The 23726-nt window shown below is 37.7% G+C and carries 26 protein-coding genes; 10 read left to right on the top strand and 16 right to left on the bottom strand.

The window, feature by feature from the left end:
* Positions 1 to 29 precede the first annotated feature (29 nt).
* From AC1M9D_RS11165 to AC1M9D_RS11180, 4 genes are all read right to left on the bottom strand, one after another.
* Positions 30 to 1133 (bottom strand): cell division protein ZipA C-terminal FtsZ-binding domain-containing protein, encoded by a 1104-nt coding sequence (locus AC1M9D_RS11165; RefSeq protein ID WP_481589214.1) that lies wholly within the window; start codon positions 1131 to 1133, stop codon positions 30 to 32.
* A gap of 1 nt (position 1134) precedes the next feature.
* A complete protein-coding gene (smc, locus tag AC1M9D_RS11170; protein ID WP_481612192.1) occupies positions 1135 to 4587 on the bottom strand; it encodes a chromosome segregation protein SMC in 3453 nt (1150 codons plus the stop codon).
* 10 nt (positions 4588 to 4597) lie between these two features.
* A complete protein-coding gene (locus AC1M9D_RS11175; protein ID WP_481612193.1) occupies positions 4598 to 5293 on the bottom strand; it encodes a GntR family transcriptional regulator in 696 nt (231 codons plus the stop codon).
* A 162-nt stretch (positions 5294 to 5455) separates the two neighbouring features.
* A complete protein-coding gene (locus tag AC1M9D_RS11180; RefSeq protein ID WP_481612194.1) occupies positions 5456 to 6256 on the bottom strand; it encodes a sulfite exporter TauE/SafE family protein in 801 nt (266 codons plus the stop codon).
* A gap of 27 nt (positions 6257 to 6283) precedes the next feature.
* Here AC1M9D_RS11180 and AC1M9D_RS11185 point away from each other — a divergent pair, with 27 nt between their 5' ends.
* From AC1M9D_RS11185 to AC1M9D_RS11195, 3 genes are all read left to right on the top strand, one after another.
* Positions 6284 to 7036 carry a biotin--[acetyl-CoA-carboxylase] ligase gene (locus AC1M9D_RS11185; RefSeq protein WP_481587217.1) on the top strand — a complete coding sequence of 251 codons (753 nt, stop codon included), beginning with the start codon at positions 6284 to 6286 and terminating at the stop codon, positions 7034 to 7036.
* Between the two features lie 26 nt (positions 7037 to 7062).
* Positions 7063 to 7803 (top strand): type III pantothenate kinase, encoded by a 741-nt coding sequence (locus tag AC1M9D_RS11190; RefSeq protein WP_481612206.1) that lies wholly within the window; start codon positions 7063 to 7065, stop codon positions 7801 to 7803.
* Between the two features lie 101 nt (positions 7804 to 7904).
* Positions 7905 to 8372, top strand: a complete 468-nt coding sequence (locus AC1M9D_RS11195; protein WP_481612195.1) for a hotdog fold domain-containing protein — start codon at positions 7905 to 7907, stop codon at positions 8370 to 8372.
* A 30-nt stretch (positions 8373 to 8402) separates the two neighbouring features.
* On the opposite strand, the gene AC1M9D_RS11200 is transcribed toward AC1M9D_RS11195, so the two are convergent.
* A complete protein-coding gene (locus tag AC1M9D_RS11200) occupies positions 8403 to 8957 on the bottom strand; it encodes an RBBP9/YdeN family alpha/beta hydrolase (protein WP_179999002.1) in 555 nt (184 codons plus the stop codon).
* A gap of 123 nt (positions 8958 to 9080) precedes the next feature.
* Positions 9081 to 10487, bottom strand: a complete 1407-nt coding sequence (ffh, locus tag AC1M9D_RS11205) for a signal recognition particle protein (protein WP_035269264.1) — start codon at positions 10485 to 10487, stop codon at positions 9081 to 9083.
* A 143-nt stretch (positions 10488 to 10630) separates the two neighbouring features.
* Between ffh and AC1M9D_RS11210 the strand changes: the two genes are divergently transcribed.
* The 7 genes from AC1M9D_RS11210 to AC1M9D_RS11240 all read left to right on the top strand — a co-directional run bounded on the left by AC1M9D_RS11210 (position 10631) and on the right by AC1M9D_RS11240 (position 17680).
* Positions 10631 to 11440, top strand: a complete 810-nt coding sequence (locus tag AC1M9D_RS11210; protein WP_092767475.1) for a cytochrome C assembly family protein — start codon at positions 10631 to 10633, stop codon at positions 11438 to 11440.
* Positions 11441 to 11799: 359 nt separating this feature from the next.
* Positions 11800 to 12213 (top strand): type IV pilin protein, encoded by a 414-nt coding sequence (locus AC1M9D_RS11215; RefSeq protein WP_481587214.1) that lies wholly within the window; start codon positions 11800 to 11802, stop codon positions 12211 to 12213.
* Between the two features lies 1 nt (position 12214).
* The gene (locus AC1M9D_RS11220) at positions 12215 to 12742 is read left to right on the top strand and encodes a pilus assembly FimT family protein (protein ID WP_481590529.1); all 528 of its coding nucleotides are present in this window, start codon (positions 12215 to 12217) and stop codon (positions 12740 to 12742) included.
* Complete coding sequence (locus AC1M9D_RS11225) at positions 12714 to 13160, top strand: PulJ/GspJ family protein (protein ID WP_092767481.1); 447 nt, start codon at positions 12714 to 12716, stop codon at positions 13158 to 13160. Before AC1M9D_RS11220 ends, AC1M9D_RS11225 begins: the two co-directional genes overlap by 29 nt.
* Before the next feature lie 3 nt (positions 13161 to 13163).
* The gene (locus AC1M9D_RS11230) at positions 13164 to 13826 is read left to right on the top strand and encodes a PilW family protein (protein WP_092767483.1); all 663 of its coding nucleotides are present in this window, start codon (positions 13164 to 13166) and stop codon (positions 13824 to 13826) included.
* A 41-nt stretch (positions 13827 to 13867) separates the two neighbouring features.
* The gene (locus tag AC1M9D_RS11235) at positions 13868 to 16615 is read left to right on the top strand and encodes a bactofilin family protein (RefSeq protein ID WP_481612196.1); all 2748 of its coding nucleotides are present in this window, start codon (positions 13868 to 13870) and stop codon (positions 16613 to 16615) included.
* Positions 16616 to 16729: 114 nt separating this feature from the next.
* Positions 16730 to 17680: a tRNA-dihydrouridine synthase gene (locus AC1M9D_RS11240; protein WP_481612197.1), complete on the top strand. Its 951-nt coding sequence runs from the start codon at positions 16730 to 16732 to the stop codon at positions 17678 to 17680.
* A gap of 10 nt (positions 17681 to 17690) precedes the next feature.
* Here AC1M9D_RS11240 and AC1M9D_RS11245 read toward each other — a convergent pair whose 3' ends face one another.
* The 10 genes from AC1M9D_RS11245 to AC1M9D_RS11290 all read right to left on the bottom strand — a co-directional run bounded on the left by AC1M9D_RS11245 (position 17691) and on the right by AC1M9D_RS11290 (position 23649).
* A complete protein-coding gene (locus AC1M9D_RS11245; protein WP_481612198.1) occupies positions 17691 to 18095 on the bottom strand; it encodes an NUDIX hydrolase in 405 nt (134 codons plus the stop codon).
* Positions 18096 to 18167: 72 nt separating this feature from the next.
* Positions 18168 to 18632, bottom strand: coding sequence for a YybH family protein (locus tag AC1M9D_RS11250; protein WP_481612199.1), 465 nt, complete (start codon positions 18630 to 18632; stop codon positions 18168 to 18170).
* Between the two features lie 237 nt (positions 18633 to 18869).
* Complete coding sequence (locus AC1M9D_RS11255) at positions 18870 to 19208, bottom strand: zinc ribbon domain-containing protein YjdM (protein ID WP_035269853.1); 339 nt, start codon at positions 19206 to 19208, stop codon at positions 18870 to 18872.
* A 141-nt stretch (positions 19209 to 19349) separates the two neighbouring features.
* On the bottom strand, positions 19350 to 19730 hold the full coding sequence (locus tag AC1M9D_RS11260; RefSeq protein WP_035269856.1) for a ribonuclease E inhibitor RraB: 381 nt from the start codon (positions 19728 to 19730) through the stop codon (positions 19350 to 19352).
* Between the two features lie 166 nt (positions 19731 to 19896).
* A complete protein-coding gene (locus AC1M9D_RS11265; protein WP_481612200.1) occupies positions 19897 to 20562 on the bottom strand; it encodes an RluA family pseudouridine synthase in 666 nt (221 codons plus the stop codon).
* Positions 20563 to 21080: 518 nt separating this feature from the next.
* A complete protein-coding gene (locus tag AC1M9D_RS11270) occupies positions 21081 to 21341 on the bottom strand; it encodes a hypothetical protein (protein ID WP_481612201.1) in 261 nt (86 codons plus the stop codon).
* 71 nt (positions 21342 to 21412) lie between these two features.
* Positions 21413 to 22144 carry a hypothetical protein gene (locus tag AC1M9D_RS11275; RefSeq protein ID WP_481612202.1) on the bottom strand — a complete coding sequence of 244 codons (732 nt, stop codon included), beginning with the start codon at positions 22142 to 22144 and terminating at the stop codon, positions 21413 to 21415.
* A 109-nt stretch (positions 22145 to 22253) separates the two neighbouring features.
* On the bottom strand, positions 22254 to 22835 hold the full coding sequence (locus AC1M9D_RS11280) for a DUF4126 domain-containing protein (protein WP_481612203.1): 582 nt from the start codon (positions 22833 to 22835) through the stop codon (positions 22254 to 22256).
* Positions 22836 to 22953: 118 nt separating this feature from the next.
* Positions 22954 to 23181 (bottom strand): zinc ribbon-containing protein, encoded by a 228-nt coding sequence (locus AC1M9D_RS11285; RefSeq protein WP_481612204.1) that lies wholly within the window; start codon positions 23179 to 23181, stop codon positions 22954 to 22956.
* Positions 23182 to 23190: 9 nt separating this feature from the next.
* Positions 23191 to 23649 (bottom strand): hypothetical protein, encoded by a 459-nt coding sequence (locus AC1M9D_RS11290; RefSeq protein ID WP_481612205.1) that lies wholly within the window; start codon positions 23647 to 23649, stop codon positions 23191 to 23193.
* Between the last annotated feature and the right edge of the window lie 77 nt (positions 23650 to 23726).

Raw genomic sequence — 23726 nt, forward strand, 5'->3', positions numbered from 1 at the left:
TTACACAAATTCAGTAAGTCACCTAGGGATTAAACAGCTTGACCTGATCTATAGTCGATCGCTTTATGGCGCCAGTGTTCTTTTAACTGCGGTGTAAATTCGAGATTATTTTCATCATAGACGGTACCATCTGTTTCACGTGCAATAAGCCCTGCAATACTAACCATACTGTCATAGCCTTTTTGAACATTATGATGCGGTAATGCTAAGAAGAATGCTAAACCTTGAACTTGTTCACCAGATAATGTTTCTAAATCGAAACCTGCAGGACCCTGATCTGTGATTCTGAGTACGGAAAACAGCAATGGGCTGACTGCATCAGGAGTTTCATAACGATGGAAACAGTTCATTTCGCCAAAGCGCAATCCATATTTCATTAACACTTTCAAAGCTTTATCACCTGAAAGTGCTTTTCGAGGGTTCGGATACATATTCAAACTAATAATGTATTCGGCATTTGCTAAAGCACTTTCATCATCAAAACGTTGCTGTTCATGTAAATGCACATCCAAGATGCTGCTTTCTTCTTCAAATTCTTTGATTTCAGCAGTTTGAATATTCGGATTTAATACAAAACTTGGCTCAACTTTTTTCGAGTCTTCAATTGTAGTTTCTACGATTGAATCTTTGGAAATAAGATCTGCACTTTGAGTGTCTGTTACACCATCAATCGACTGAACTTTACTCTCGACTGTTTCTGTATTTTTTTCTAGTGGGTCAGTCTCAGTGCAGTCCGAGTTTTTACTGGAGTCGAGCAGAGATTTACTTTCTTTCTCTGCAAAGTCTACCGAAGTATTCAATTGCACTGTATCTACCACTTCTACAGTTTCTTGAATATTTTCAGGCGTCTTTGTAGCTTGTTGAACAGCTGTTTGATCCAATTGAGCCACATCACTCGCTTCAATGTCTTTCAAACTTGGTTCTACACGCTCAGAAGAAGCCAATGGTGCGGCTTGCGCCTGTAAAAGACTACGAACATGACGAGGAATGACGGGTTGATTACATTGTTCATTTATATGTAATTCAGCATCTAATGACGGTGCTGCATCACTCGGCTTGCGCAGGATCATAAATAACCCTATGCAACAGATCACGATTGCGATCACAATTCCGATAATGGTACTGATTTCCATATTAAGACTCCGCAGCTAAACCGTATTCTTTCGCTTCTTCTAGATCAACAGTGACTAACTTCGATGTTCCTGGCTCAGGCATTGTTACACCAAGTAAGTCAGTAGCCATCGTCATCGCAACTTTATTGTGTGTAATGTAAATGAATTGGACCTGTTCAGAAAGCTCTTTTACTAAATTACAAAAACGTCCAACATTTGCATCATCTAACGGTGCATCAACCTCATCCAATACACAAAATGGTGCTGGATTCAGTCGAAATATAGCAAAAACTAATGCTAGTGCTGTTAGTGCTTTTTCACCGCCTGATAACAATGCTAAAGAACTATTTCGCTTTCCTGGTGGTCGAGCCATTAGCTTTACACCAGATTGCCAATCATCTTCTAAACTTAAACTTGCTTCACCACCATTAAACACCTTTGGGAATAAGTTTTGCAATTCCGCATTTACTTGATCAAAGGTAGTCATGAATAATTTTTTAGTTTCTTGATCAATACTTTTCATCGCGTCTTTTAATTGTGCGACTGTTTTTTCAAGATCTTCAATTTGATGGCTCAAGTCTTCATAGCGCTTTGATACTTCTTCATACTCTTCTGAAGCTGTTAAGTTCACAGCGCCTATTTTGTCAAACTGACGCTGTGCTTGCTCTAACTGCTGTTGGTGCTGACTCAGATCGATTTGCATATTTTCTAATAATTCAGCATTAAGCTCTTTTAATTGTTCAGCATAATGTTGTAAATCAGATTTAGCCACTTGCCATGCTAAACGCTTCTCTTCTAACTGGGTTCTAAAGTGCTCATCACTTTGCTGATGATTTAACCGTAGCTCCGTCAATTTTTGTTGCTTAGACTGTATTTCATTAAGTTCGACTTGCCATGAGGACCAAGTCTTTTGTAACTTTTCAGTCTGCTGCTTTTGAACCTCATATTGGCTTTGCAAAGTGGGTAATTCTAATTGAATCGGATCCACGAAATTTTTAGCTTGTGTAATTTGAGTGATGATCTGCTGATATTGAGTTTTTAGAAAACTTGCATCTTTTTCCAACAGCTCAATTTGTTGCTGATTTTGCGTATGAGTACGGCGGTTTTTTTCTAAGTCTTGTTGTTTTTTGTAGACTAAGTCCTGGAGATGCTCAACCTGATCATTCAATTCTTCAACTTGAAACTCTAAAGTTTTGTAGTGTGGAAGATTGTGCTCAATCTTGAGCATCAATGCATGTAAATCGATTTCGAGATCATCTTTTTGCATCGCATCTTCTTCAAGCTGCGCATCAAGTTGAGCGATTTGCGACTCGATGTGTAGATTTTGCGATTCAAAAGCCTGCTGAGCCATTTGCTGTTTTGCAATCTTCACTTCAAATTGGTGAGCAAGAGCTTGATGATTTTTTAACGCTTTTTGTAACTCCGTACATTCACTATTTTTTTGTTCAAGCTTTAATTGCATCTCAGCGAGTTCGAGCGTCATTGACTCATGCGCTTTCACCATTCGTGTCAACTCTGAATCAATTTCATCTAATCGAATTCGGTGGCTAAGTGCTCCTTGAGCATCTTGACTCGACTCATCAAAGTACAGACCAATCATCCAGTCAGGACCAATATGATAGCCATCCAAACTTAAAATAGACTCACCTTGTTTTAATTGAGGCTGTAATTGAAGCGCCTGCTCAAAATCTTGAGCTATCGCAACGTTTAACCATAATGAGTTTTGGGGGAAATCAATCCAGCTCGCTAATGTGGGTAAACCAAGTACAGTCCCAGATACATCTTGCTGAATAACTTTTAATTGACGGGCAGATTCAGTCTGAAATAAATCTTCACTCTTTAACGTATTCGCATGCAGCCACTTTGACAGAAATTTTTCGACCAATGCTGCAAAAGGTTTCGCCTGATCTTTTAGCTTCAAAATTTGCATTAAAGGGTCATTGCTCTTCGATGCATGTCGACTGACTTTCACCACAAGCTGTTGTAATTGTTTTTGTTCAGATTTCAAAATCTGGATGTGTGAATTCAAATCTGTGCATTTACTTTTTTGCTCAGTCAATGAGATTTGATCACGTTTCAATTGAGTTTCTAATGTCGTAATTCTTTCTTCTAGACGAACGATTTCAATCTGTACATCATGTTTTTCATGCAGGAGATTGTCAATATCATCCTGTTCATACTGTGCTTGATTTTGAGATTTTTGTTCGAGCAAAGTTTGTTTTTGCTGCTCAATTCGAAGCACATTTTTAGCCAATTGATCACTCTGCGCCAACATTTGTGCACGTTGCTGTTGTTGCTTTTCAACCAATGCTTTTATTTCAGAAAATGATTTTTGCGCTTCAAGTTGCTTTGCCTTCAGCTCATTGAATTGTTGTAAATCAAGCTGTGCATTTGATTCAGTATCACTCAATGTTGTTGCTTGATGTTCTTGCTGGAGGATCAAATCTTCCAACTGAATATCAATCAGTTGCATCCGCTCTTTGGTTTGTATTTTTTGCTCTTCAAGCTGCTTTAAAGTTAAAGTATTTTGAGCAAACAATTGCTGTTTTTGATCCAAATTGGCTTGTAATTCAGCCAGCTTTTTTTCAGCTTGTTGCCATTCTTGCTGAAGTGGTGTGGATTGTTGCATTAATCGCTGAAATAACTCATTTGTTGCTGTTAAATCATGCTCAACAGTGGTGAGTTCAGAACGAACAAGCTTAAATTGCTCACCCAATTCAGTCATTTCAGTTGTATATTCTTGTTGAATTCGTTCACTTTGATGGCATTGAAATGAAAGTATCTCAACTTTCAAAGTTCGAATTTCAGTCTCTAAGGCTTTATATTGAAGTGCAGCTTCTGCTTGACGCTTTAGTGCCTTTAATTGGGATTTTAATTCAACAGCAATGTCATTTAGACGACTTAAATTTTGATGAGTATGTTCTAAATGTTGCATCGTCTCACGACGACGTGCTTGATAACGTGATACTCCAGCAGCTTCTTCGATATAAACACGCATTTCATCTGGTTTTGCATCGACCAAACGATTAATCATGCCTTGTTCAATAATCGCATACGAACGAGGACCTAAGCCTGTTCCTAAAAAAATATCTGTAATATCACGGCGGCGGCATTTTGTGCCATTGAGAAAATATTCAGATTTACCATCGCGATTGACTTGGCGACGTACCGCCAACTCACTATAAGCGTTGTATGCTCCACCTAGTTTGCCATAGGTGTTTTCGAAGCGTAATTCTACACTGGCCATTCCCACTGGTTTACGCTTTGCTGTCCCAGTAAAAATGACATCCTGCATACTTCCACCACGTAACTGGCGTGCGCTTGACTCTCCCATCACCCATCGGATTGCATCGATGACGTTGGATTTACCACAACCATTTGGTCCCACGACTGCGGTACGGTTGGCTTTAAATTGTAAGGTGCTGCTATCCGCAAAAGATTTAAAGCCAGAGAGTTTTAAGCTGCTTAATCGCATAGTGTCCTGATTATCTGCGCGATCTCCGCGCCCAAGCTAGTTCAATTTGTTTCATTCGTGTCAGTGACTCTAACACTAGATTGCGCAAGTGTCGGCAAAAATCTTCCATAAATAAAGTAGCTTGTTGTGATTTTCGGATCAAAATTGCATCGATCACGAACTTAATTAATTCAAGTGCTTCTTGGAGCTCTCTACGCGAAGTATTTAAGGTTAAAAAATAACTACGACGTATAGATGGCAACAGTTCGCGATAAAACTTCATTAAGTATGGGTTGGCTACCATATCTTGTTGCTTAGCTAAAAATTGAAATACACCATCGTAAAATTTTTCAGTATTACTTTGTTTAACTTGTTCAATTAAATATTGCAAAAGTTGCTGAAGCGCCTCAGCTTCATGATTACGCCAAGTTTCACTCATACGCTGGACGATCTGCCCTAACATAAGAGCACTCGTATCAAATAAAGCTCGCACTTGTTGGGCAGACATTTCTGACACAATTGCGCCGCGTCTTGGATAAATTTCAATTAAATGCGTGCGTTCAAGTAATAATAAAGCTTCACGTACCGAACCTCGACTCACGTCTAATTCTTTAGCGATACGCAATTCTTGTATACGTTCACCTTCGACCAATTCGCCACTAATAATCTGTTCACTTATATGTCTGGCTATTTGCTCTGAAAGGCTGTCCACTTCTTCCAATTGCATAATATTCCTATTTATTTTTTTACTCACACTTCATCAAGCATGATGCTATTTTATTGTTTTTATACCAATAGCATCATACTGACTATGTCTTTGTCTGACAATTTATCAAATTTTTAAGTCAATACACATCACTATTTTTGAGAGTTATTTGGCATATTTTTCTCAAAATACGCCTTGATAAATAAAATAGATACCTACAGTTGTAAGCAAAGCTGCAAAACATTTTTTCAACATCGCTGCTGACAGTTTATGTGCAACTTTTGCTCCTACTTTTGCGGTGATAAAACTCATTACACTAATGCCAATGAATGCATAAACATGAACATATCCAATGGCATTTTCGATTTCAGCAGGTGCTTTTTGTCCGTAGAACATAAATCCAAATGCACCTGCTAAAGCAATCGGCAGTCCACATGCAGCAGATGTTGCAACAGCTTTTTGCATCACCACCCCATGATGATTCAAATAAGGTACGGTTAAACTTCCTCCACCGATCCCAAAAATTGCTGAAGCCACCCCAATTCCACTTCCCGCAGCCAATTGAGCAGGTACAGAAGGTAGTTGCTTAGATTGATCGACCACCACATTAGCTCCACGGAACATACGGTATGCAACCCAAATTGCGAAACAACCGATAATCAATTGCAGCACTGGTCCAGAGATAATACTGGCCAATCCAGCACCAAAAAATGAACCCAGTACCAAACCTGGCGCTAAATTTTTAAATACTGACCATAACACTGCACCTTTTTTATGATGTGCCATAACCGAGCTAATCGATGTGACCACAATCGTAGCTAATGATGTTCCAAGCGCCATGTGCATAATGACAGTTGGGTCATAACCCATTTGGGTAAATACAATAAATAAAATGGGTACGATGATTAATCCACCGCCCACGCCAAACAACCCTGCAGTAAAACCAGCGATTGCACCAATAGCTAAATATATGATTAACTCCATAAATCTTTTACTCTTCTCAGATTCAACATGGATTTAGAGACTCGCCACCTCAGTCAGCTTTTAACTGAAGCTCAACAACTTCCAGAAGTTTTACTGTTAAAACAGAGCACCACTTCAACCAATGATGAAGTACGTGCACTCATCAAAAAAGGTGTACAGGGGATTCTTGTATGCAGTGAGACTCAAACTCAGGGACGTGGACAACATCAACGACAATGGGTTTCCCCAGTCGGGAATATTTATTTAAGCACATTGCTAGAAACCAAAACACCCTTAGATGGTCGACTATCCCTTGAAATTGCACTTAATATTTTGCAAATTCCTTCATTTAAGTCATTGGATCATTTACAAATCAAATGGCCAAATGACCTTTATAGTGTGCAAGGTAAATGGGGTGGTATTTTGGTAGAGCCTGTAACCCCACATCAGGCGATTGTTGGCGTTGGTGTTAATTTATTGCCTGTTTCTGATGCAGCAATCGAACAGCAAACCACCTCCATTATGCAATTGGGTTTAGCTCATCCAAATCGAATTAAGATTATTTCAGAACTTTATCTCGCCATCATGCAAGCCGGACAATGGTTTGAGCACGGAAGTTATAATCTCTCAGGACGTTTCAATCACTATGCTGCTTTTATGAATCAGACTGTAGAGTTTGAGCAAGTGAATAAAACAGTACAAGGTATCTTTAAAGGTATTGGAGATGATGGTCGAATTAATATTTTGACTGAACAAGGTTTAATCGGTTTGTATCAAGGGCGTTTACGCTTAAAAAAATAAAGAAAAGATAGGTCAGCGAATACATGATGAAACGTCTTTGGTTAGATATAGGCAATACGCGTTTAAAATATTGGATTACGGAAGGTGAGCAAATCTTAGAGCATGTGGCGGAGCTTCATCTACAATCTCCTGCGGACTTAATGTTGGGTCTCATCCAACACTTTAAATCTCAAAACCTATCAGAAGTCGGTATCTCATCTGTTCAAGACAAGAAAAATAACGATCGTATACTCAAAATTTTAAAACTGCTAGATATCCCAATTGTCGTTGCTAAAGTTCATCAAGAATATGCAGGACTTCAATGCGGATATACAGAACCGAATCAATTGGGTATCGATCGTTGGCTACAAGTTCTAGCGGTCGTCACCGATCCTCAAGAGAAATATTGCGTGATCAGTTGTGGAACGGCCTTAACGATTGATTTAGCAGATGGATTTAAACATTTAGGTGGATATATCGTACCAAATCTCTATCTACAGCGAGATTCACTTATTCAAAATACCAAAGGGATCAAAATCCCTGATGCTGCATTTGATGAGTTAAGTCCTGGGCAAAATACAATGGATGCTGTTCATCATGGTATTTTATTGGGATTGGTCAGTATGATCGAAAAAGTTTTAATAACATCACCAAGAAAATTAATCCTTACAGGTGGAGATGCAGCACTTTTTGCTCAATATTTACAATCTTATGACCCGAAAATTGAAACCGATTTATTATTAAAAGGCTTACAACGCTATCTTGCTGTTGCGCAACAAAAAACATAACTTGGTCATCAGGTCTGCTGAACTGAGTGTCTCTTAAAACAAAAAATTATTCACTCAGTATCAGTACACACCTCCAAAATATAAAAAGTAGGCTGAACAACATGAATAACAAGACGTTAAATGCTTGGAATATTGCGAAGAAACTTCCCTTAGGGAAAGTGCTTTTCAATCAAATGATTCAACTCAAAGCACCTTATTTCAAATCGATTCGCACGAAAATTATTGAATTGAGACCAGATTTTTGTCAGGTCCAGATGTCTAAAGAAAAAAGGGTTTTAAATCACCTCGATACTGTACATGCGATCGCATTGTCTAATTTGGCAGAGCTTACAGGTGGTCTAATGACAGAAGTCACTCTTCCACCAAGCCATCGATGGATACCCGATGGTATGCAAGTCAACTATATTAAAAAAGCAACGACCGATTTAACAGCAGTTGCTTATCCTCTGACGCCAATTCAAACGGGTCAATCCATACCAAATAGATTTGTAGCGTGTATCGAAGTCCATGATCAAAACCAAGCGCTTGTCTTTAGAGCAGAAATCAATATGTGGGTGACATCACGTTAAACACGTCAGTGAGAGCTTATAGCTTCTGAATTAATCTCGAATAATCTCAGCCCAGACCTCAGGCAATGCCGTACAACCTTCTGAATCAATAAAATGGCCTTGATGTTCAGCAGCAACGACATGTGCATCAATACTTTCAGCTTGCTGGAAACTAAATTTAGGCAGAACGCGCTCATCACCTTCAGAATAAATGACCACGCGATCATGAACTTGGTCACGAATGAGTTCAAAATCTATATCAGCAGCATCAATAAATGGATTGACTTGCTCAAGCCGCCCTAAACGTCCATTGAAACCAGCAACTAGAATTAATTTTTTGATTTTTTGGTTTAAAAGCACTTGGCTTAAGTAATGTAAAGTTGCAATACACCCGAGACTGTGAGCAACAAAAATTGTTTGATCATCAATTTGAGCTATTTGCTCTTTCATTTGTTGTTCCCACGTTCCTAATTGTGGCGTCTCAGAAGGATCTAATCTCAATACTTTTAATGGAATACCATACTGATCAGCTTGTTGTTGTATCCATGGAAACCAATTTTCTTCAGGGCTTGCCGTATATCCATGCACAACATAAACCTGTGTCATTTTCTTGCACTCTTGACTGTATTCTCAACATCATGAATTGATTATTTTTTAAACTAAATAGTAAGTTTGCAAAATTATGTAGCATGAAAAAAGGCGCCACAGCGCCTTTTTAAATTTTGGGAATTATTTTGGGTCTTTTCCACCAAATAACGGACCAACGCCACCGCCGCCACCAAATTTCTTTTGCATACCGCTTAATGATTTCATCATTTTCGCCATACCCGATGGATTCGCAAATTTTTTCATCATTTTTGCCATTTGGGCATGTTGTTTGATCAGCTTATTGACTTCAGCAACATCCATACCACAACCTGCTGCGATACGTTTTTTACGGCTTGGATTCATCAAGTCAGGATTGCGACGCTCTTTGATGGTCATCGATTGAATAATCGCTTCCATTTTCTTCACTTGCTTTTCAGGATTTGCTTGAGCAATCGCATCCTGAATTCCTGAGTTACTCATGCCAGGCAACTTGTCTAAGAAGCCCATCATACCGCCCATTTTATTCATTTGTTCAAACTGCATCAGCATATCTTCAAAGTTGAAGCTGCCGCCTTTTTGCAGTTTTTTCGCCATTTTTTCAGCTTTTTCTTTGTCGACTTTACGTTCAAGCTCTTCGACCAAAGAAAGCACATCACCCATACCTAAGATACGTTGTGCTACACGCTCAGGATGGAATGGTTCAAGGGCATCGAGTTTCTCCCCCATCCCCAAGAATTTAATAGGCTTACCAGTAATTGCACGAACAGAAAGTGCCGCACCACCACGCGCATCACCATCAGTTTTTGTAAGAATCACACCGGTTAAAGGCAATGCATCATTGAATGCTTTTGCTGTATTTGCAGCATCCTGACCGGTCATTGCATCTACAACGAACAGTGTTTCTGTAGGATTAATCGCTGCATGCAATTCTTTAATTTCGCCCATCATATCGTCATCGATATGTAAACGACCTGCAGTATCGACAATCAATACATCCGCAAATTGAATTTTGGCTTGTTCAATTGCTCGGTTTGCAATCGTAATTGGCTTTTCATCAGCACTTGATTCAAAGAAAATCGCGCCGACTTCACCTGCTACAGTCTGGAGCTGCTTAATCGCTGCAGGACGATAGACGTCGGCAGAAACCATTGCGACTTTTTTCTTTTGACGCTCTTGTAAAAAACGAGCTAATTTTGCAGCAGTCGTCGTTTTACCTGCACCTTGTAAACCAGCCAATAAAACAACAACGGGAGGCTTTGCAGCAAGATCAAGACTTTCATTTGCCTCACCCATCATTTTGGTGAGTTCATCATGAACAATTTTGACGAATGCTTGGCCTGGAGATAACTGTGACATCACCTCTTGACCTAATGCCTCTTCCTTAACTTTCGCGATAAATTCACGAGTTACAGGAAGTGCAACATCGGCTTCAAGAAGTGCCATACGCACTTCACGTAACGTATCTTTAATATTGTCTTCGGTCAGTTGCCCAGAGCCAGTAACATTTCTTAAACTCTGCGTGAGTCGTTCTGTTAAGGTATCAAACATTGCAAAATCCGCTTAAAATGGTTGTTGCAAAAAAATCTTTCTTAAAATAGAAAATTTATGCATAAGATGCTATAGGATACTGTAGTTCGTTTGGAATTTATATCTTATTAGATGAATATTCAGCATCCATAAAAAGGTTTGACATGATTAGCCTCCCTTTGGTTTACACAATTTTAGCATTGATCGCCTATACCACTGCCTTTTGGTATTTATTTACCCATTTAATGACTAAACGTGTCCCTAATCATTGGTTTATCAGTCTCGTAGCTGGATTAGGCTTGATCTTGCATGCTGTCGTCTTATTGATAGATATGAAAACGCCTTTCGGCATTAACTATAACGTTTTTAATCTCCTTTCATTTACTTCAGCACTCATGCTGTTATTGAGCCTGCTTTATAGCACTTATCGACCTGTACTTGCGCTAAATCTGATTGGAATACCAGTAGCTGCATTGGGTTTAATTTTAGGCTATTCCCTGAGCCAGCCTATACTTACACTTAAACAGAACACGTTTGGACTTGATGTCCATATTATTTTGTCACTCTCAGCTTATGCAGTGCTATTAATGGCAACAATTCACGCAGTTTTGTTGTGGTTACAAGATCGTGAGTTAAAAAACAAACAGAAACATCGTGTTTGGGTAAATCTATTACCCTCCTATCAAGCAATGGAATCTTTGTTATTCGATATGCTTGTTACAGGTTTCATTTTATTAAGTACTGCACTTATCTTCGGCTTTTTTACGATTGATGATTTTTTTGCACAACATTTGGCACATAAAACAGCGTTTAGTATTGTCTCTTGGTTTGTTTACGGTGCACTTTTATTTGGACATTATCGTTTTGGTTGGCGCGGTCAAAAAGCGAGACGCTTTACCATTATTGGTTTTATTTTACTTGCAATAGGCTTTATTGGATCAAAATTTGTATTAGAAATGATTCTAGGAAAATAACAATTGTGTGATTTAAATCACAATAAATAATAATAATTAAATAAATATCACATCATATTAAATTTTATATATTTTAAATACATTTAAAATATAGGTAAATAAATTTTAAGTATAAATAAAATTTTTATATTAAAAATAGCAATTGAAATCAATTGCTTAAAATAAAAAACCACATTAAGCCTTTATGATGATTTAATAAATAATAGTTAATATTATTTGAATTATTTAATTAATTAATATTAATAATCTATTCATCGCTTAATAGCCCCCATTAGTCTCCTATAAGTTGTTATTATTTAGGTTAGTAACTAATGTTACAGTTAGTAAATGGATATTTTGATGATTATTTTGGGGTGTGTATGAAATTGCAAAAAGGTTTTACCTTAATCGAATTAATGATCGTCATTATTATTGTTGCAATCTTGGCCGCAATTGCAGTACCTAGTTATCAAAACTACGTCACCAAAGCAAAAATCAAAGAAGCTCAATCGAATTTAATCGCACTTTCATTAGGTGCTGAAAATGCATATCAAAGAACACTAAACTACCCTAAAGAAACCTTATCAAATACCAACGCAGTAAAAACTAAATTTACAACTTGGAATCCAAGTTCTGATTCATTTAATTTTACGTACACTTCATCAGATGGTGTGAATTATGCGGTTCAGGCAATAGGAACTGAAGCAAGAGTTTTAGGTTGTACATTAACACTCAAAAATGATGGAACTCGTACCGTGTCCGGTTGTGGTTCATATACTGACTGGGTGAAATAATATGCAAAATACTGGTTATAGAAAACAATTTGGTTTCACGCTGATCGAACTAATGATTACGATCGTTGTACTGGCTATTTTGTTATTTGTAGGTACTTCTTTAACCAGAGCTTGGGTAGATCAAAGTCATGTTGATGGAGCGCTAGCAGGTATTAAAAATGCGACTTATCAAGCCCGTTCTGCAGCAATTCGAAACACGAATAATCAAGAGTCCTCACTTGCAGCAGCATCTGTTTGTATAGATAAAACCCATCAAGAAATTAGAGTCATTCGTGTTGCTAAGGACAATACTGATGCGTGTTCAACAAGTGACGGCAACTCGCCTGACCAAAACTATATCCTTCAAAAAATTCCCTATGCATCGAATGTATTTTTCAAAGTAAACAATACAGAGTTTTATTGTCTATCTTTTAACTCGAATGGGATGTTGGTTGCTGCAAGTTCAGCATCAGCAACGTGCAATTCAAATTTAAATTTAACCGTTACAGTTGAGAAGAATAATGAATCAGCAAACATTCAAATCAACTAATCAACGTGGTTTCACATTGTTGGAGTCTCTTGTTGGTTTACTTATATTCTCGATTATTGTTTTTGGTAGCGGTTTAGCAATCAGCAAAATGTTGAACACACAACGATATATGAACATTGACAATATAGTGATAAATGAACTGCAAAATCGCTTACAAACCATCACTATATCTACTGACTCAACTGATGTTTGTGCTTCATTCAATAACCAATCTACCGAAAGTAAATCGTTCACATTAAATGGTAATACCTACTACATTTATTGCAATTTGAATTCTGAAAATATTAGTGAAACGAGCGGTGTCGCAGGTACAAAAATTACATGGCCTGTGTTAGCTGCGAGTACAAATCAATCTAATGCCAAGACCTGCGCTGAAGACAGTATGGAAGGCTTAGATTGTTATCGAGTCGGGAGATAAATCATGAGTCAAAAAGGATTTACGCTCGTTGAGTTGATGGTTGGATTAGTCATTGCAATGTTATGCATGCTAATGATGCTCATGCTTTTTAAACAGACGACTCAAATTGGTATTAGTTCTTCTCGTGATTCGGAATACGATGCTCAAATACGAACAGCATTATCAGTTGCACAGAAGCTCGTTCAAAATGCAGGCTATGGTTCAGGAAAAACATCAGATATTGCTGTAGGAGTGGACACTCAAAATTTACCTGCTGTTTTCTGGCGAATGAATCCAGATCCTGTAACAAGCTTAATGTCTGCAAATACAACGATTAATTACAACTGTGAAGCATTAACTCAAGAAAAAGAAGGTGATACATATCGCTTAATCTTTCTTAAAAAGAATAACTGTGGGTCTGAAGCAGTATTAAATATAGAAACTTTTAGCCAACCTGATGAAAAACAGCATATTGTTTCCTTTAAGACCTTAGAAACAGGCACCGTTTTTAACTTTGTATTAACACCGGGAAATTGTACACCTTTTGGAATTGATAAAAACAACTCCAAAGGTACGCGCCAACTGACGATTACTGCCAATCGTCAATACGCAGATGAAATGCAAAATTCAAATATTGGTCAAACAGTGAGTAATACTGTTTGTCTTAATAACATTGTTAACCTTTAAGAGCGAGATTAAAGATGAATAGTTTAAGAAAGCAGCAAGGCATGGCCACTATTCTTTTGGTCTTGCTCATCGGGCTTACAGTGATGATCATAACATCGACTGTTGCAAAATCACTGATCTCCAACAAAGAAGCAAATGTTGCTGCGCATGCACAAACCAACGTACAACTCATGGGATGGTCAGGTGTTAGCGCCTTTCGTGAATATTTATTAAAAAAATATAAGGATACCGATATTAATGACTTTCGCCAAAGCTTATTAAATACAGGTGAAATTCAGCTTTTAAATGATGATACCAACCAACGTTATGTCACGGTTGAAGTAAAAGATGTAAAAGGTTGCAATGGTTTAACCAATAACCCAGATGGTTCTACTGGAACCAAATGTATTGTCATCGCAAATATTCTGTCGAAAAGTGGGTCAGCTCAATCAGCTACTACGATACAAGCAATCTATGATCTTGCAGCAGACCTGATTAAGTACAAGAGTGTTATTAATTTCACTGGTCAAACATTTATGTCTGGCACTACTATTTCCGGCGAAGATCCAACTAAACCAGATGAATATGTCGAACTGAATGTCGATGGTGGTAGCCTGTCCTTACAAGCTGGTTTCAAAATCCAAAATATCAAAAACTTAACTATTAACGTTAAGAAAGACAAAGATGGTAAAGGTGGAAATGTCTATATTGATTGCTTAATTGATGCCTGTGGTACAAGAAATGGGGCTGTAATTAACATCAATGCTGAGGGCTATGTTCACATTATTAACGGCGGAAATTTTGGCAATATTTCATCTGGTGAGTGGGTTAAACTGTTAACCAATGTCAAAGCAGAAAATATTAAAGCAATTGGTGATGTCACACTTTCTCTTGGTTCTAAAGCTCAAAATATTTCCACTGACGGAAATATTAGTCTTACAGAAGGAGGCTATGCTGCAAACTTACATACCAATAAAGATGTAACACTACGCACGAATGTCGAAGTGTCTTCTATTACCACACACCAAGGGAATGTCAATATTTCCGTTTCTAGTAAAGTCAACGGAAATGTCATGGCAGGTGGCAACGTAACAATGATCGGAACTAGTGTTGTTACGGGTGATATTACATCAGGCGGGAAAGTTAATATTTCTAGTAGTGACGTTAAGGGCAGTGTAAGAGCCAAAGAATTTATTGACCTTGATACCTTCTCCAAAATTGAGCAATCGGCCTATGCTCATAATCAGTCGAAACAAGGGATTGGCGTGTACAAGGCTGGAGTCCGCTTAAGTACAAGTTGGATTGGTGGAAATGTGTATTCTAATGGTCCATTACGCTTATTAGATGGTCTTATTACTGAAGACGTAAAAGGTGATGTCTATCTTGCCAACTTTAGTACTTCAAACCAGAATGGTGTAGTTGAAGGATTTAAGAATGCAATTAGTGGAAAAATTTATGAAAAACTCACAAGCATCCCTCAGCTCAGTACTTTTCCAGATATTCCTAAATACGATGTTTCTGAAACCATAGCCAGTATTCAAGAAGCAATTCAAAATATGACGTTTGAAACCAGAGTCGATGTTCGTCAATATCGAAATGATGCAAACTATATTTTCGTACGTGAATATGGCGCTGCTCGCGTATATTTAAATCATCTTCGCAATGAGAGCTCTAAAATCACTTACATGTATGAGTATGACGCTACTAATAATATTCACAAACAGTTTGCTGTAGATGCTTCAGGAAATAAAACTCAAATCATGAAAATTGACCCTGAGAACTCAAACTCAGGCTCACGAGGTTTCTATTTAGGGAAATACACCTTGAATAGCAAAGATTATGTGGGTGCTATTTGTGAAACTATTCATGAAGAACAGATCATGACCAATAGTTTAGGTCTACGTACTGACCATAAAAGCGGTTATTGTACAAGTCAAATTATTGGATATCTTCCACGTGTCAGTTTAGATTTTAATGGTCTTGATGGTAAAGACCGAACTATATTTGGTTGGCCTAAAGATTACGATTATACATTACCAGACACTTGGTATATTCGTTCAATGGATACATCTACATTCGATAACGCAAGTTTTGCTCCAGGTATTCTGTATTTCGAAGGTAAATTAATTATTTCTGGTAAAGCGAATCTTGCGGCGGATAGTACTGATTCTGTATTCACCAATACATTCCTTGCTGAAGGTGATATTGATGCGATTGCGATGTCTCCTCGCATTTATTCGCCTCGTAATATTACGCGAAATCCAAATGCAACAGATGCCTTAATTTGTTCACGTAACTTAGGCACTACGTCTAATACTAAGTTTAGTGTTAGTCCACCTGCAACAACACCTGCAACTTTATCGAACAAATTCTTGACGCCAGTGAATTTGTGCCAAGATGCGAATACGATGTATAAAAACACCAATAGATTACCTAACGGTACACTTGATACAGTGACTATTGATAATAAAGAAATAACAAAGTTAGAACTTGGTTTAGTTGCCTTGATGTCTAATCAAGTTGTGCGTATTGGTGCATGTGCACAAATTTATGGTGACGTATTAGCAAGAAGTAATGTTGAAGGTAGTGCAGCATGTGGTATCGGTGAAAAAAATGGAATCTTTGGTAATATCAGCTCTCAAGGTGTCCCACCGTATACTAGTGTTCAACAACACAATACAATGGGTGCTGGTACAAATATTTATATTCCCAAAAATGAATATAAAAATTTAAATAAAGTTGATGATGTGAATGCAAATGATTTCATCGCCATTAAAAATGCAGACCTACAATGGGCTAAATATCAATAATTGGAAGCGAATAGCCCAAACATAAGTTTGGGCTTTTTTTTGTGTGAAATTTCTGACTAGACAAGCTATACAAAACACCGTATAACACCGTTTTTCCCATATTCAGGTGACCATGTGAAACTCGTTTTAGCACCCATGGAAGGTTTAACTGATCCCATCATGCGTGATGTTCTCACACATGTCGGCAGCTTCGACTGGTGTGTAACTGAGTTTATCCGTGTCACTGATTCTGTCCTTCCAGATCACATCTATCATTCTTACTGTCCCGAATTATTCAACGATGGCAAAACAGCAGCAGGAACACCCGTTCATGTTCAATTTTTAGGGAATAATCCAACCATGTTGGCTGCAAATGCCGTTCGAGCGGTGGAGTTAGGTGCACCTGCAATTGATATGAATTTTGGATGTCCAGCTAAAACAGTAAACAGGCATCGAGGTGGTTCTGTATTATTGGATGAACCTGAAACAGTGTATCAACTGGTTAAAGCTGTACGTGATGCAGTGCCTGCTGAAATACCAGTTTCAGCAAAAATGCGTTTAGGTTATATGGATCGTAATTTCACCCTGGAAAATGCACATGCTATAGAAGATGCTGGTGCCGCTTGGGTGACCGTTCATGCACGAACAAAAGCAGATGGCTATACCCCACCCGCCTTTTGGGATCAACTTCAACCCATTCGTCATGCGCTTAGCATTAATGTGATAGCCAATGGTGAAATCTGGAATAACCAAGATGCGCGCCAGTGTTTAATAGAGTCAGGTTGTGAAGATCTAATGATTGGTCGTGCAGCAGTGACAACACCCGATGTCACACAATGCATCCGACAAAATAAAGACGAAGCGATATTACAATGGAGCGATTTAATTACACTCCAAATTCGCTTCTTAAATGGTTCTTATAAAAAAGAAATGAATATGGTCGGACGTTATAAGCAATGGCTAGGTATGATGTCTAAACATTATCCTGAAGCAAAACTGTTATGGGATGAAGTGAAACGTCTGAAACAAGTAGATGAAATCATTGCTAAGCTCAATCATTTTCAAAACATTATGCCAACTGTCTAATTTCTAAATTCTAGAATGAATAACTCCGAACTTCACCTTGAAAATTCAGACAGTCTTGAACACGAGTGCGTTGAACCTCAGACAGTTGCTCTGGACTAAACCATGCATATTCCGTATGTTCCTCAGAGAGTTGAATTTGGGCATTATTTTCAATCATGCATCTAAAGATAAAGGTGTGTGAGTTTACCTGTGCGTGATAGTAAACCCCAGACAAATACTGGATGCTTACATCACAACCTATTTCTTCTTTACACTCTCTGAGCAAAACTTGATGTATGGTTTCACCTTGATCTAAACCACCACCAGGCAACCCCCAACTGTAATTGGCATAGTTTGCTTTCAGTAATAAGACTTGTCCCTCTGGGTTGGTGATCACCGCATGAGAACTCAAACGATAAAAATCATAAAATCCCATGACACGTCTCCAGAATTTAACTCATTCATGAAAGATAACACTGTTTAAGCCCATCTAAATGCTCAAGATTCGCTAAACCACAAGCCTTAATTTAGATTTATCCTTCAAGATGATAGCCTTTCCCGTTGCTAAGTCTACAGGCATAGAAATATGTTGGTGTACCATCACCCACTGTTCATTGGTTTTTTGTAGACATAGTGTTGTACGACACCAAGGCATTTGCAGCTGACCTTTTAAGGCTTTATGTTCCACTTTAGAGTGACAGTGTAATACAACCAAATGATCACTCGCATGCACTTTTACATCACGGCGAGTGATTTGCATTCCATCGAAGAAATAGGGACTAAATTTTTGCCATTCTTTTCGATAAGCTTCAGCTCCCTCAAGTTGGGTGCTGACATCAAACATACTTACATTTTGCGCACATTTTTCGATTAACGCATCAACATTATTACCCACTAATGCTGAATCCCATTCTTTTAATTGCGCTAATACTTCATGAGCAGCAACACCATTACCCTCAATCTGAATAGACATGATGTGACCTTATTGTTATTAGTGTGATGAAGTTAACACTTTTAAAGAAAAAGTGTAATGTTATTTTGTGTCAAGCAAAGAAATTTTTATTCTAATTTGTATCTAAAATTCAATTTAAATTGATAAAAAACAACCATTATTTATTAAAACTTATCATTATAATCAAATTAAAACCAACGACGAGTTATTATCACATAAAAAAATTGGCCCCAGTTTCACTGAAGCCATTATAAAAGCTTATGCTTTCTTTACATATTCGGACTTAAGTTTCATTGCGCCAAAACCATCTACTTTACAATCAATATCATGACCATCCGTTGCATCTGGCAACAAACGAATACTTTTTGCTTTAGTACCGACTTTGATTACGGATGATGAACCTTTAATTTTTAAATCTTTGATAACCGTTACGGTATCACCATCTGCAAGAAGATTGCCATTTGCATCTTTGATCTGAACCACTTCTTCGAGTGTCTCTCCTTCTTTCCATTCATGTGAACATTCTGGGCAGATCAAGAGGTCCCCATCTTCATAAGTATATTCAGAGGAACATTTTGGGCAATTTGGCAAAGACATAAAAAATCCAAAAAATTAAAAAAATTTTGCTCAATATACCACTTTCATCTAGCGAATAGAAAAAAAACCTTACATTTTATAAGGTTTAAATAAAAAACCTAAGTTCAATCACTTAGGTTCTTTTATTGGCTCTAGCCTTGTTTAGCTTTGAAACTCATCTTCTATATCTTCATCATCATATACATATGCCATACATCCCCATCCATCGTACTCACCATCATAATCATTGGCTATTTTGGTAAACCATTCTTCTAAATCCACAATATCTGAGTATTCTGGCTCCATATACACATAAATCGTGATAATCCATTCTGCGGATTCAGACTCTTCATCAATAAATAAACTGATCTTTTGTTCTTCCTGAAGCAAGAACAAGGCACATTTTTCAGCTTTGTCTTTAGAGCTAAAAGCAATTGAGTACTCAATCTCATGCGGCTCGCTTAAATCATCTCCATCCTGGAACATTTGCCACAGTACATCGCCATTATCATCATTTGGAAATTGTTCTAAATCACGGCTCATACGTTCATCCTTATTGTGGTTATTGCGTATACAATATCCTAGAGTAGCCTATATTTATTTCATTTTGGAGAAGAATTCATTAGAAATTGTTCTTAACTTTATATGATCGTAATTGTTAAATTTTAGTTGTGCACTCACAATACGTATTTTGCTTGAAGCATTTCATTCAGAATGGAACTTCACTCACAATTTTAATTTCAAAACCACTCAACGGTTGTTGAAACTCTAAATAACTTGCATGCAAAGCCATTCGCCCTAAATTACTGAGTTTAGGGTTTGGATGATAGAGTTTATCACCTGTGATCGGATGACCTATGGCTTGCATATGTACGCGTAATTGATGAGAACGCCCCGTTATTGGCGTCAACAAGACACGACTAATATCTAAATGCGCATCATAAGCGACCAATTCAAACAGTGTTAAGGCTGGTTTTCCAAATTCAAAATGAACGATTTGTTTCGGTCTATTTTCCCAGTCCGTAATTAAAGGCAAGTCTACTTGTCCCTGTTGTGCAATTTTACCTTGCACCAGTGCCACATAATTTTTTTTCACGGTGCGTGCTTGGAACATTTTGCTCACAGCCACTTCAGCATCACGATGTTTTGCAAACATCAAAATTCCAGAGGTTGCCATATCTAAACGATGGGTAATTTTTGCATTTGGATATTGAGCAATCACTCTTAAATACGCACTGTCATGATGCTCAGGCAAGCGTCCTGGCACAGACAATAATCCTGCTGGTTTATCAATGACCACCAAATCATCATCTTCATAGACGATGTTAAGCGGACCTTGAGGTGGCATATATACAAAATTATCGTCTAAAGGCATGTGAACAGAGCATTTCTTTGGGATGCGGAAAAATAGCAACTGATCAACACAGTGTCAATTTATAAGATGAACGATTTGAGAATTGAGAATTGAGAATTGAGAATTGAGAATTGAGAATTGAGAATTATAATTTTTTTAAGAGAATTTTGAGGGTGTCAGGGAAAACATGTTGTTTACTTCAACTATTATAACTTTGTTAGTTATAACCCTATTGCCTATAAACTTCTGATTTATAGCGTCCTAAGCCGAATCAAGACCTTTTGGGTAAGTACTACACGCACGTTGTACGCAACTGGTAGCAATCTACTCTTTTCGATCCCGTCACACCCTTGAGATATATAATAGCGAGACAGTGTCGGGATTAATTTCCTAAGATTAACGAATTTCAGCATCAAATAAAAAAATATTTCATGTCACCTTATAAATATAATATTTTTTCCCAAATAGGCTCATTGATACACTTTTTTTAGCGTTTTTGAGCTAAATATTGCAATTAAAATTCAAGCTGACCTTCCATTTTAGAGAGTTGCTTGAATCCAAGATGCAATGCTCCACCACAACATCATGGCAAACATGCCACACATAAGATTAGCGAGTACTTTCTGTAGTTGAGATAATTCAGATTTGTAAATTTTGAGGTTAATCACATACGCAACGATGCCCAATACCGCTCCTACTGCGCCACCAATGAGTAATAGTAAAATTGGCCAGCCTGCCATCAAATGAACTTTAACACCTAAAGACGTTTTTTCATTTTTAGCTATGCTGCTCATTTCCATGTGATTCTTCCTCTTGCAATCATTTTTACTGCAAATGATCATGCAAAGTTCGCACCAACCTCATTAAAAAACTATTCAAAATTCAGCTCATCAAAGTCCTTGATTTTGGACAGATAGATTGGTGAATAATTCACTTTGGACCAGGTATGCTTAAATTTTTCCTGAAGATCCCGATCTGCCAAATTGATATTTTGTGAATGCTTTTTTTGATGACTGAGAAAATTAATACTTACTCTATAATCAGTATATGGGCCATGATTACTAGAAAGATCATAACCAATCAAACGCATATCCTGCTGCTCTAAACGAAACTTATAACTCCAATAGCCATAACGACCGTGTCCATAATGGATCCCCAGAATATTCTTGCGGATATCTACACTGAGTTCTGGCGGAAAATAAACTCCACCCTCTTCATTTTCCGATGAAAATGCAGTCAGATTCTGCATCAGTTTTTGATATTTGAATTGATTCTGTAATAGCACCAGAATGCCACGTCGGTTACGATCCAGCTTGCCCTGATCAGGATGGTTCACCCACCCTTTGGGATCAATTTTTTTTACAATCAGTACGGCATCCTTTTGGCCATCCTGATTCAAATCACCTTCTACGGCATCGAACAGAAAATATTGGTCTGGAATAAAGTCCTTAAATTTTTTGGCTTGCTGTTGAAGTCTGATTTCTTCCGGACTTAGTGGTTTCTGCTGTGGAGTGTTCGCCCATAATGGTACTGAAGCAATAGAACATGCCATAAGTATTGCGACTGATATACCATGACGCTTTAATATTTTTAGCACAGGCATCAGCTGAGCTCCTTTATGATTTTTATAATGTTTTTAGCCAGTATAATTTTTACATGAATTGGAATGGTAATCGTGATTCAACATATTTTTATGATGTTCCATTGAGATTTTAAAGGGGAGTTTCGGCATTCTTTACCATGCGTCTTTTCTGACGAATCCAGCGTACTGCCCAAACCACACCAATTAGTAAAACGATCACTACCAATACGGGTATAAAAAATGACAATACGGAAATCACAAATGCGCTGACCCACTCACCTGTAGAAACCACAGGATTTGCCACGCCACCCGTGGTTGCGGTCGATACACCCCGTGCTGCCACTGTCCCAAGTTGCACTGCTCCTGCTGTTCCACCACCAACAATGATTGCAGCAGCCCAACTTGCAAATTGCGACATTTCACCAGAGCTTACAGCCATGGTCGTCAATGTTCCAGCCACCATCGCGGCAGGTGTTGCGATGGTATCAAGTAAGTTATCTACCCATGGGATGTAATAAGCACCTATTTCACACAGTGTGGCAAAACCAAGTGCAATACAGACTGATGGCATCGCCAACCATTCAAAACCTTTGATGGGTTCAAAAATGCCCATAATGGCAGCAATACTCATCACCAATAATGGAACAAATACGCGGAAGCCACATGCAGCACTTAATCCTATACCAAGACATAAACCGAGTATCGTTTCCATAGTGAACCTTTTTATTAATATGTTTTTAATTTTCTTAAGGTAACAAAAAAGCCCTATGGTGTAATAGGGCTTTTGTTTAAAACAGTGGTGTCTGTTTTAGTGTGTTTGCTTGAGCGAATTATTTTTTAAATTGATTGCTTAAGCATTTGGTACACGGTGGTAAACGATCAGTACCAATTTCTAAGTAAGCACGATGCCCACATTGAACGCAAAAATAGAAACCTGTTCCCGGTTTAGAGCCAGCTGTAACCATTTTTGTTCTCCGTATATTTTTAGAAATGGTGAAGTCACTATAACTGAGTATGAATGACTTTTTATTGTCCATTTCGACAGATGATGATGGCATTTTTTCAAGTTATAAATATCCTGAAAGCATAGGTATGTAAGTTGCTAAAAAAGCTAATACTGTGACATGATTAGATGCAAAAGACATTAGCTCCTTATAATTATCATTATATTTTTCTTTCCCTACAGAATTACCTAAAGATTCAATTCGCTTTTCAAGCTCTGTGACAATTTGATCATCCAGATTAGAACTTTTAACCTTTGTCAAAAGCTCTAAAAATTCTTGAGGGATTTTGTTAGAAATATTTTGATTGATCGTACTTTGATGATTACCCGAAGCTAAATTTTGAACATTACCTGCAATGTGAATATTAAAAACTTGAGCAACTTTATCCTGAGGAATTGAATTTGAATTAATTTCTAAATCTCCAGCATCTTTATCTAACATTTCAATCTCTAATACAAAATTTAAAATTTTAGTTTTTATAGTATCTATTATTCCAACTAATGCAGAAGGGCTTTGTTGCATAAAGGTTTGAAAGGCTGAGTTCCCTTAAGCTACTCAAATTTAAGAGACAACTTGGGTATGAGGGCGACCTAATTCTG

This window comes from Acinetobacter sp. ANC_7682, assembly GCF_056779795.1.

Excerpts from the sequence above, each read along its gene's own strand:
- AC1M9D_RS11280 (WP_481612203.1), bottom strand. The coding sequence starts at position 22,835 with ATGGAAACGATACTCGGTTTATGTCTTGGTATAGGATTAAGTGCTGCA.
- smc (WP_481612192.1), bottom strand. The coding sequence starts at position 4,587 with ATGCGATTAAGCAGCTTAAAACTCTCTGGCTTTAAATCTTTTGCGGAT.
- AC1M9D_RS11235 (WP_481612196.1), top strand. The coding sequence starts at position 13,868 with ATGGCCACTATTCTTTTGGTCTTGCTCATCGGGCTTACAGTGATGATC.
- AC1M9D_RS11220 (WP_481590529.1), top strand. The coding sequence starts at position 12,215 with ATGCAAAATACTGGTTATAGAAAACAATTTGGTTTCACGCTGATCGAA.
- AC1M9D_RS11285 (WP_481612204.1), bottom strand. The coding sequence starts at position 23,181 with ATGCCATCATCATCTGTCGAAATGGACAATAAAAAGTCATTCATACTC.
- AC1M9D_RS11270 (WP_481612201.1), bottom strand. The coding sequence starts at position 21,341 with ATGGAAATGAGCAGCATAGCTAAAAATGAAAAAACGTCTTTAGGTGTT.
- AC1M9D_RS11245 (WP_481612198.1), bottom strand. The coding sequence starts at position 18,095 with ATGGGATTTTATGATTTTTATCGTTTGAGTTCTCATGCGGTGATCACC.
- AC1M9D_RS11255 (WP_035269853.1), bottom strand. The coding sequence starts at position 19,208 with ATGTCTTTGCCAAATTGCCCAAAATGTTCCTCTGAATATACTTATGAA.
- AC1M9D_RS11180 (WP_481612194.1), bottom strand. The coding sequence starts at position 6,256 with ATGGAGTTAATCATATATTTAGCTATTGGTGCAATCGCTGGTTTTACT.
- AC1M9D_RS11230 (WP_092767483.1), top strand. The coding sequence starts at position 13,164 with ATGAGTCAAAAAGGATTTACGCTCGTTGAGTTGATGGTTGGATTAGTC.
- AC1M9D_RS11265 (WP_481612200.1), bottom strand. The coding sequence starts at position 20,562 with ATGCCTTTAGACGATAATTTTGTATATATGCCACCTCAAGGTCCGCTT.
- AC1M9D_RS11290 (WP_481612205.1), bottom strand. The coding sequence starts at position 23,649 with ATGCAACAAAGCCCTTCTGCATTAGTTGGAATAATAGATACTATAAAA.
- AC1M9D_RS11250 (WP_481612199.1), bottom strand. The coding sequence starts at position 18,632 with ATGTCTATTCAGATTGAGGGTAATGGTGTTGCTGCTCATGAAGTATTA.
- AC1M9D_RS11260 (WP_035269856.1), bottom strand. The coding sequence starts at position 19,730 with ATGAGCCGTGATTTAGAACAATTTCCAAATGATGATAATGGCGATGTA.
- AC1M9D_RS11195 (WP_481612195.1), top strand. The coding sequence starts at position 7,905 with ATGAATAACAAGACGTTAAATGCTTGGAATATTGCGAAGAAACTTCCC.
- AC1M9D_RS11275 (WP_481612202.1), bottom strand. The coding sequence starts at position 22,144 with ATGCCTGTGCTAAAAATATTAAAGCGTCATGGTATATCAGTCGCAATA.
- AC1M9D_RS11185 (WP_481587217.1), top strand. The coding sequence starts at position 6,284 with ATGGATTTAGAGACTCGCCACCTCAGTCAGCTTTTAACTGAAGCTCAA.
- AC1M9D_RS11175 (WP_481612193.1), bottom strand. The coding sequence starts at position 5,293 with ATGCAATTGGAAGAAGTGGACAGCCTTTCAGAGCAAATAGCCAGACAT.
- AC1M9D_RS11210 (WP_092767475.1), top strand. The coding sequence starts at position 10,631 with ATGATTAGCCTCCCTTTGGTTTACACAATTTTAGCATTGATCGCCTAT.
- AC1M9D_RS11190 (WP_481612206.1), top strand. The coding sequence starts at position 7,063 with ATGAAACGTCTTTGGTTAGATATAGGCAATACGCGTTTAAAATATTGG.
- AC1M9D_RS11165 (WP_481589214.1), bottom strand. The coding sequence starts at position 1,133 with ATGGAAATCAGTACCATTATCGGAATTGTGATCGCAATCGTGATCTGT.
- AC1M9D_RS11215 (WP_481587214.1), top strand. The coding sequence starts at position 11,800 with ATGAAATTGCAAAAAGGTTTTACCTTAATCGAATTAATGATCGTCATT.
- AC1M9D_RS11200 (WP_179999002.1), bottom strand. The coding sequence starts at position 8,957 with ATGACACAGGTTTATGTTGTGCATGGATATACGGCAAGCCCTGAAGAA.
- AC1M9D_RS11225 (WP_092767481.1), top strand. The coding sequence starts at position 12,714 with ATGAATCAGCAAACATTCAAATCAACTAATCAACGTGGTTTCACATTG.
- ffh (WP_035269264.1), bottom strand. The coding sequence starts at position 10,487 with ATGTTTGATACCTTAACAGAACGACTCACGCAGAGTTTAAGAAATGTT.